Origin of the sequence: Mycobacterium sp., from assembly GCF_032162605.1 — a bacterium.
In the GTDB taxonomy this organism is placed as follows: Bacteria; Actinomycetota; Actinomycetes; order Mycobacteriales; family Mycobacteriaceae; genus Mycobacterium.
Window position 1 is genome coordinate 1 of the sequence record NZ_JAVROT010000375.1, and the last position, 8,734, is coordinate 8,734.

At 69.2% G+C, this 8,734-nt stretch carries 5 protein-coding genes and 1 pseudogene; 1 reads left to right on the plus strand and 5 read right to left on the minus strand.

Translation table 11 applies throughout. From position 1 onward, the window contains the following. Positions 1–332, minus strand: a pseudogene (locus QOI01_RS20955) (hypothetical protein); the annotation flags it as partial. A gap of 56 nt (positions 333–388) precedes the next feature. Beyond that, positions 389–1,594 (minus strand): cell envelope lipid trafficking protein PgfA, encoded by a 1,206-nt coding sequence (pgfA, locus tag QOI01_RS20960; protein WP_526384327.1) that lies wholly within the window; start codon positions 1,592–1,594, stop codon positions 389–391. Positions 1,595–1,734: 140 nt separating this feature from the next. On the opposite strand from pgfA, the gene QOI01_RS20965 reads away from it, so the two are divergent. Next, positions 1,735–2,955, plus strand: a complete 1,221-nt coding sequence (locus tag QOI01_RS20965) for an acyltransferase family protein (protein ID WP_526384329.1) — start codon at positions 1,735–1,737, stop codon at positions 2,953–2,955. A gap of 14 nt (positions 2,956–2,969) precedes the next feature. Here the strand turns inward: QOI01_RS20965 and QOI01_RS20970 are convergent, their stop codons facing one another. From QOI01_RS20970 to QOI01_RS20980, 3 genes are all read right to left on the minus strand, one after another. Then, positions 2,970–3,953 carry a phosphotriesterase family protein gene (locus QOI01_RS20970; RefSeq protein WP_526384331.1) on the minus strand — a complete coding sequence of 328 codons (984 nt, stop codon included), beginning with the start codon at positions 3,951–3,953 and terminating at the stop codon, positions 2,970–2,972. A gap of 34 nt (positions 3,954–3,987) precedes the next feature. Next, entirely contained in the window at positions 3,988–8,223 is a 4,236-nt protein-coding gene (locus tag QOI01_RS20975; RefSeq protein WP_526384335.1) for an alpha-(1->3)-arabinofuranosyltransferase domain-containing protein, read from the minus strand. Positions 8,224–8,297: 74 nt separating this feature from the next. Beyond that, positions 8,298–8,471 (minus strand): DUF2613 family protein, encoded by a 174-nt coding sequence (locus QOI01_RS20980; RefSeq protein ID WP_526384333.1) that lies wholly within the window; start codon positions 8,469–8,471, stop codon positions 8,298–8,300. Positions 8,472–8,734 lie beyond the last annotated feature (263 nt).

An 8,734-nucleotide genomic window follows, 5' to 3' on the forward strand; every position in this document is an offset into this window, starting at 1 on the left:
GGATTCCACACCGCGAGCGTCGCGGCGACGAACTGGCCGGGCATGCCGGAGGCGGGAACCACGACCGCGGCCAGGCGCGCGGCACCCCAGCCGGCGAGCCACAGCCCGGCGATCAGCAACACCTTGACCACCACACCGCCGTCGACGACGTGCGACGCCAGCGCCACCGCGAAGTCCTGCGGCAGCGCCCGGGGTGCGGCCTCGGTCAGCCCCAACGCGGCGTCGGTCAGATATGCGCGCGGCGTGGACACGGCGTCACGGAGCAGCAGGTAACCCGGCGCCAGCAGGGGCGCCGTCACCGCCAGGGACAGTGCTAGCGCGTAAACGGGCACGGCCCACCGGTACCCCCCCTTGTGGGGGAGAGCGCCGTGACCCGGGGACCGAGCGATCAGACTGGTCGGTCCGGAGGCAGATCCGATGGTCTCTGCGTGGGTATCTTCTCGGTCGCGGCCTCGGCGGCGGGCATCGGACCGGTGTCGGCGGGGCGCCTGCCGAAGAACCCGTGCCCGGTGTCATCGAGGCCGGGGTCGATCAGTGCGGACTCTGCCCTCAGGGTGAACGAGCCGAGCAGCACACCACCCACCAGAGCCAGCAGGCCGACGCCGGTGAAGGTGATCGGCAGGATCCGGCCCCACAGGGAGACGACGTCGCCCTCGTCGCGTGCACTGGCCACCTGCGCCTCGACGGTTTCCTCGTTGGTCGTGACCTTGTAGTCGGCGAACGTGACCTCGGGCTTCAGGGCATCGCGGGCGTAGTAGTGGTAGCCGTGCTCCTCGGCCTTGACGATGGTTCCCGAGACGGGATCCACCCAGAACGTCCGTTGTGCGGCGTAGTACCGGGTCATCGTGATCTGCTCGTCGGGCCCGCCGGGCAGGCCCCACAGCTCGGCGCGCGCGGAGACGGTGCTGTCGGCGTCGTCACCGTAGAGCGACGCGTACTTGACCGGTTCCACCAGCTTGCCGTCGGCGTCGTAGCCCACGTTCTGGGTGAACCGGAAGGTGTTCAGCCCGTTGACGTCCTCTTCGCCGTCGTAGTTGGCGTCGTACGCCTTCTGCGCGATCGGATCGAAGTATGGGTACGTCTTCTTCTGGGTGTCGAACGGGAAGCGATAGGCCAGACCCTCGTGCGGCAGCGCTACATTGGTCGGCGGTTGGGGATCGGAGATGCTGCGCGGCTTCTGCACCGAGCCGCCGGGATTGGTATCGCTCGACACCGCCAATGCGGTCTTGCGGTCCAGCGTGACGGTGTCGACGAGAGCCAGGAGCAGGCCGTTGTCCTTTTGCTTGTCGGTCCGGCGAACCGTGTTGCCGACCTGCAACGTGACGACGTCGGCGTTCGACGGCGCCTCGACGCTGATCTGCTGCTGGAACGTGACGGGCACGTTCTTGTCGATCACGAACTTCGTGCCGGACAGCGAGGCTGGGTCGAAGACCGTTCCCGAGCCGTCGCTGACCAGCGTGGTGTCGATGTTGAGCGGGATCTTGGCGATCTTGCCCTTGGTGTAGGTCGACAACAGAAGTGCGGCGATGAGAAGGGCGGCACCGAGGCCCATGAGCCCGCACGCCGCGATCCGCAGCGCCACTGCGCGGTTCAAACCGTGCCTCCTTCTCGTCGCGAGACGACTCCACCCACGCCCTGAGCTGCCCCGTAGGCAGCTGAGGCAAACCGTGTCGACCCTAACAGCCGATGATGAGGCCAGTGCTTAGGACAAGGTCATCGGGCACACTGGTCGCCATGGGCGGCAGTCGGACAGGCTCGGGGAGTGTCTCCGGCGGGCAGGATCGCAGTTTCCTGCCTGCCGTCGAAGGCATGCGAGCCTGCGCCGCCATCGGCGTGGTGATCACCCACGTGGCGTTCCAGACCGGGCACACGACCTGGAGCACCGGCAGGCTCCTCGGGCGCTTCGACCTTGCGGTCGCGGTGTTCTTCTCGCTGTCGGGATTCCTGCTGTGGCGCGGGCACGCCGCATCGGCGCGCGGCCTGCGTCGCGTCCCGCCGACGGGTCACTACCTGCGGTCCAGAATCGTGCGCATCATGCCCGGCTACCTGGTTGCGGTGGTGTTGATCCTGACTCTGTTTCCCGAGGCCAACGCCGATCTGACGGTTTGGCTGGCCAATCTGACGCTGACCCAGATCTACGTGCCACTGACCTTGACGTCCGGGCTTACGCAGATGTGGAGTCTGTCGGTCGAGGTGAGCTTCTACCTCGCCCTGCCGTTTCTGGCGCTGTTGGCCCGCTGGCTGCCGGTGCGCGCCCGGATACCGGCCATCGCCTTCTTCGCGCTGGCGAGCTTCGCGTGGGGGCTGATCCCGTTCTCCGTGCCCTTCGGCGTCAACCCGCTGACGTGGCCCCCCGCGTTCTTCTCCTGGTTCGCCGCGGGCATGCTGCTCGCAGAGCTGACAGTGAGCCCGGTGGGGTGGGCCCACAGGTTGGCGCGCCGCAGGGTCCTGATGGCGGTCGTCGCGGTCACGGCGTACGGGCTGGCCGCGTCGCCGATTGCCGGCCCCGCGGGTCTGGCGCCGGGCACTCTGGGGCAGTTCCTCATCAAGGTGTCGATGGGCGCGGTGGTCGCGGGTGCGCTGCTTGCGCCGCTGGTGCTCGACCGGAGGGCAGGAGCGGAGCGACCGGGGAATGACGAGGGTCCGGAAACCCCGCACCGGTTGCTCGGGAGTACGCCGATGGTGACGCTCGGTCGTTGGTCCTATGGATTGTTCGTCTGGCACCTCGCGGCACTGGCGATGGTGTTTCCGGTGATCGGGGAGTTCCCATTCAACGGGCACATGCCGCTGGTGCTGGCGCTGACGCTGGTGTTCGGCTTCGCGATCGCGGCGGTGAGCTATGCGCTCGTCGAATCTCCATGCCGAAATGCGTTGCGGCGCTGGGAGATACGTAACTCAATTACGCCGCTGGACAGTTCGGTCAGTGATGCGCCCGAGCCCGCCGTCGCACAATGACCCCGTCGACCACGTCAGTACCCGCCCCTGGCGGAGAAGATGCGCTGGGGATTGTCCACCAGCATCGCGGTGAGTTGTTCCTCGGTGACCCCGCGTCGTTTGAGCGCGGGGATGACGTCGTCGTGGATGTGCAGGTAGTGCCAGTTGGGCAGCGCGACCGGCAGTGTCGCCTCGGGTAGCGCGTCGAAATAGCAGGAGGCGTCGTGGGAAAGCACCATCTTGTCCGCGTGGCCGCGCTCGCACATCGTCGCCACCGTATCGACCCGGTCCTCGAACCCCAGGACCGCGTCGATGCCGAAGCGGTCCATTCCGATGTACGAACCCGCGGCGATCAACTCCTCCAGATACGCAATGTCGGTGGTGTCGCCGCAGTGGCCGATCACGACGCGGGTCAGGTCTACGCCCTCCTCGGCGAAGATCCGCTGCTGTTCGAGACCGCGGCGGCTTGCGGCGTGGGTGTGGGTGGAGATCGGGACGCCGGTCTGGCGGTGCGCCTGTGCGACCGCTCGTAGCACCCGCTCGACGCCAGGGGTGACGCCCGGTTCGTCGGTGGCGCACTTCAGGATTGCGGCCTTAACGCCGGTGTCGGCGATGCCGTGCTCGATGTCGCGGACGAACATGTCGGTCATGGTCTCCGGGCCGCCGAGTTCGGCGCCCGGCCCCAGGTAGTGGAAGTACATCGGGACGTCGTTGTAGGTGTAGAGGCCCGTCGCGACGACGATGTTCAGCTCCGTCTGCGCGGCGACGCGGGCGATGCGGGGGATGTACCGGCCCAGGCCGACGACGGTGAGGTCGACGATCGTGTCGACGCCGCGTGACTTCAGCTCGTTGAGTCGAACCACAGCATCCGCCTCGCGTCTGGCGCCGTCCCCCCAGCCCTCCGGATAGTTCTCCATGATCTCGGTGGTCATGATGAAGACGTGCTCGTGCATGAGCGTCCCGCCGAGGTCCTGGACGTCGATGGCTCCGCGTGCGGTGTTGACCGTTGACCCACTCATGGCTGCGCTCCCGTCGCCGTAGACCATGGCGATGCTACGGGCGAGTCATCGGCACCGTCGACGCAGCGAGTGCGGCGACCGAGATCAGTGCCAACAGCTGCACGCCCCAGGCGTGGCCGATGTACCCGTCCACGGACCGCCACGGATATCTGCTGAGAACGGCGCCGGCCAGGATCAGCCCGGCCGCGGCGGCGCCGAGCGTGACCCGGTCCGACACGAGCGGCCGTGTCCGCAGTAGCCGGCGCAGGCCGATGGCGGCGCCCACCACCACGATCCCGGCGAGCCCCGAGACGAGGAACCCGACGGCGAGCACTGCGGCGCCCGCGGTGATCGGCCCCGGCCGCCATGGTCGGGCAGGCACGCCCGGCGGTCGGGGCCGACGGACGGGGAGGAAGGCGAGCAGGAACAACAAGGGGAGCAGTGCCAGTCCGCCGAAGAGGCCGACGCGGTACGTCGTGTTCGAGGCGAAGTCGAGGGTGATGGCCCCCGAGGTGTCGGGGGGAACGACCCAGCCCTGCTGCCACCCATTGACGGTGATCGGTGTCAGGGGAATGCCGTCGGAGCGGCGGGCGGTCCAGCCGGGGTTGATGCTCTCGGGCACCACCAGCACCCGCTGGACAGCCGAGGCGGCGACGTCGAGCTCCCGGTGGTCGGCCCGCCACTGGGTGATCTGCGTGGGAAGCCTTGGAGCAGTGGGCAATTGCGCCGCGAGCGGCCCGGCAAGCTGGACGCCGTCGGCGACGAACGCCGAGCCAGGGCTGATCACCAGCTCCTGCTGACCTGCGGGCAACGCGATCGGCGCCTGCAGGCACGGTTTGGCGGCGACGGGTTCACCGTCCAGAAGCGCGCCGACGGTGGTGTCCACCGACGTCTGGATGAACTGTCCGGCGACGCCGATGATCGGGCCCTTGCCGCATGGCAGTGTGATCGGGCGGCCGCGGTTGCGCGCGGCGTCCGGGGTGGCGATCGGTGCGCCGCGACCGTCAAGTGCCGTCACCTCGGCCAGCCCTGGTGGCTTGACCTGATCGAAACCCAGTGCAGTGCGGTCGATCACGTCGTTCCAGTCCAGAATCGACAGCTTGACGGTGTCGGTGACGCGGGGTTTGAGATCGATGGTCTGCGGGCCATCGGCGTCGAGTCTGCGGACCTGAGGGCCGTCGCCGAGATCGACGGCCACCAGCGTCGGGTGCGCGGGTAACTCCGACGGGCTTGGCGTCAGCCGCAGCGCGGCGACGTTCGTGGCCGTTGGCAGCTTCAGGGTCAGGTTGGCGCCTGTCCGGTGCTGCACGATGTTCTGCGGCGCGGTCCACGACGTGCGCGGGTCGCCATCGCTCGCGGCGTACGCGGAGCCGAGCACGTCGATGAGGTCGGCGTCGCCTCCCGTGCGGGCGGTACCGGGTTGGGCGATCAGGTCGGCGAGGTTGGGTCCTTGGCGCGCCCGCACCCACACCGTTGGCGTCACCGTCGTGGCCTCGGGCACCGACAGCGTGCGACTCAGGTTGACCGGCTCCTCTGGCGTCAGGGCCATCGTCGCCGCGCACCGCACCCCGTCGGGTCCGTCCGCGCAGCCGGGACGACCGAGCAACTCCTGACCCAGATCCCACTGTGCGACGGCGGAACCCGGCGGTGGGGCTGGCACGTCGACGGTGTGACGCAGGCTGACCGGCTGGGCGAATCCGGACGCGTCGTACTGCGTGATCGCAAAGTCGGTGATGCCGAACTGGACTCCCGGCGAGCCGTCGTTGGTCGCGACGGCCGTGAACCTCACCCACGGCGTCTCGCCGATCGGCAGCGCGGCCGAAAGGGCCTTGCCCGCCGCGTCGAAGCGCAGGGTGCTGGTGCCGGTGGCGGTCGACACCTCTATGCGCCGCACCTGCGCACCGACGGCGGTGGCACTGGGTGTGATGGTGACCGCCGCGTTGGCGATCGGGCGATCGAAGTCCACCTGAAGCCATTGGCCCACAGCCGATTGCAGCGAGTTGGACACCCAGCTGGTCGCGGGATCGCCGTCGATCGCGGCTGCCGGACCGGTCGCGGGCGCGACGAAGGGCAGCGCCGTGGAGTCCGCTGCCGAACTCGACACCGACACCCGCCCGCCGGGCCAACGGCCGTAGACGACGTCGGCACCTCCGGCCGGGTAGTCCATCACGCGGTTGAACGTTTTCCGCGAGTCGCCGGGTGCGCGGACGGCCGAGGAGTGGTCATCGACGCGGCCATAGTCGGTTTCGCGGGCCATCGGGGCGTCCGTGACGGTGACGACGGGTGCCTGCAGTCCGGCTGCGCGGGCATCGGCCGTCAGGAGCATCGGACCAAGCGGCGGCTTGCCGAGCAGGCGGCGCCGCTCGTCGATTCGCAGCAGCGACTCGGGGCCTCCGTCGACACGGGCCATGGCGCCGGCATCGGTCAGGTACGGGTGCATGGGATCTGAAGCATCAACCCCTGCACCGTCGACCCGGTAGATCTCCACCGCCGGATACGACGGCCGCAGCCCGCTGTCGGTGATGAACCCCTTCAGCGTGCCTGGACCGACCGGATCGCCGAACTGCGCCATTTTGACGAGCCCGCCCGAGTTCTCCAAGACCCGGTGAACCAGCAGCGGACGCGCGGACCGCGACGTCGCGGGGTCGAGGTCGTTGCGCACCGCCAGGTACGAGATACCTTGTCGTGCAAGGGTATCGGCTAGGCCAGCCGACGGCCTGCCCGCGGCGAACAACTGCTGCACCGAGTCAAGGGCGCGGATCGTCGCAGACGGTGTCAGGGGGATCGAGTCGCGCACCCCCCACGGGCTGGCGCCGAGCACCTGTAGCGGCTCGTCGTGACTGTTGCCCCACACCTGCGTCGCGAACGGCGCGCCGGGAACTACGAGCACGCGGCCAGTGGCTTGGCCGCCCGGAGCCCGGTTGTGCTGGTCGAGCCAGTCCGCCGCCTCGTGCCAGTACTGCGGGATCGCCGTGAACGACCCAGGCGGATTGAGGCGTCCGGTCCAGGCCAGCGACGTGGCCACGGTGAGCGCGACGAGGGCGACGGCGCCAACGGCGACCCGCTTGTCGCGTTCTGGGTGCGCGTAGGCCTGCAACCACTCGCGCCGCGGCGTGCTGCCTGGAAGTGGGACGCGACCCAGTAGGTGCGCGAGGCCGAGTACCAGCGGCAGCCGGATCAACGGCTCGAGCTTGTGCACGTTGCGCAGGGGCGTGCCGTCGGCGTCAAGAAACGCCTGCACCTGGTGGGCGAACGGAGATCCGAGGCCACCCGAGTACCCGACGCCCAACAGCGCCAGGCCGATGAGGAGGCTGACGATCAGCCGGCCACGGGCCGGCATCGACCGCAATGCCAGCCCGGCCAGCCCCGCCGCGGCCACCAGCGTGGTCGCCAGCACCGCCACCGACCCCGTCACCAGCGACGCTCCGGCGGTGGCGTTCGGCGCCACGAATGGCGTCCAGCTGTAGGTGCCGCGCAGCACCTCCGTCAGCGACAGCCACTGCGTGGTGACCCCGGACGATTCGATGAAGTCGAGGAACGGTGGGCTGACCCGGCCGAGCAGGAACAGCGCGATCACCCACCACGTCACCGCCAGCACCGCCGACAGCGACCACCATGCGGTGAACCGCCACCACAGCTTGTTGGGCCGGTGGGCCGCCCACCAGATCAGCGCGGCCAGGCAGGCAGTCAGGGTGGCGACGGCGTTGACCGCGCCCATCAGCGCGACGGCCAGTGCCGACCTGGCGGCCAGCACCCGTACGGATCCGCTTCCCACCTCTGCCGTCCCGCCCGCGCCGCGTCCACGCAACGCGAGGATCACGGGCAGCAGCACCCACGGCGCCAGCATCATCGGCAGCGTCTCCGACGAAATCGCACCAAGCGTCGTCAGCACCCGCGGCGACAGCGTGAACGCGACCGCGGCGATGACCCTCGAGGTGGGGCTACCGATGTCGAGGGCCTCGGCAAGGCGCACGATGCCCCAGAATCCGACGCCAAGCAGTAGCGCCCACCACAGGCGCTGGGTCACCCAGCCCGGCAACCCGAGCACGTCACCGGCGAGGAAGAAGGCGCCGTGGGGAAACAGGTAGCCGTAGGCCTGGTTCTGCGTCTGCCCGAACGGCAGGTCGCTGTTCCACAGATTCGCTGCGCGGGACAGGAAGCGCAGCGGGTTCGCCGTCAGGTCGAGTTTGGTGTCGGGGGAGATCTGCCCGGGTGACTGGGCGAACGCGCACGCCAGCGCGACGGCGCCGACGAGCCACAGCCAACGGCGCGACAGTGGCGCCGTGACCAGGAGTTCGGGTTGAGGGGGCAGGAGCGTGTGACCTGAGAGTTACGTACGGACGGCAGGAGCGTAGCGACCGGGGATTAGGCCCGGTCGCCGTACTCGACCCTGTTGAGCACCGACGACGCCGGGTCGCCAGCCTGCAGCGGCGGCTTGGTGTCCTGCTGCACCATCAGCGTGACCCCGAAGATGGCGGCGGCGCCCAGCAACAGGCCGACTACGATGCTGGCCGCAGCGGGCAAGACGAACCGATCCACCCGGCCAAGGTAGCACCGCGCGCGGTGGGCCAGCGGCAGGCAGCCACGATCGAGACATGTCGGAGCTCTCCTGGAGAAGTGATTCGGGCCGCTCTGATCAGTAGAGGAACACGACGGCGTCGCGGCCTCCGCGGCAGGTGATCCACGGATCGGTGCCCTCCACGCCGCACGTGACCAGGAACTCGTCGCCAACGCACTTCGAGCCCTCCGAGCACGGGATCGCGCCTGCGGCAACGACGGTCCGCAGCTCGGCGTTCGGGTCG

What these genes read in the sequence shown, in the direction of transcription:
- QOI01_RS20970 (WP_526384331.1), bottom strand. Translation starts at nt 3,953, where the DNA reads ATGAGTGGGTCAACGGTCAACACCGCACGCGGAGCCATCGACGTCCAG.
- QOI01_RS20965 (WP_526384329.1), top strand. Translation starts at nt 1,735, where the DNA reads ATGGGCGGCAGTCGGACAGGCTCGGGGAGTGTCTCCGGCGGGCAGGAT.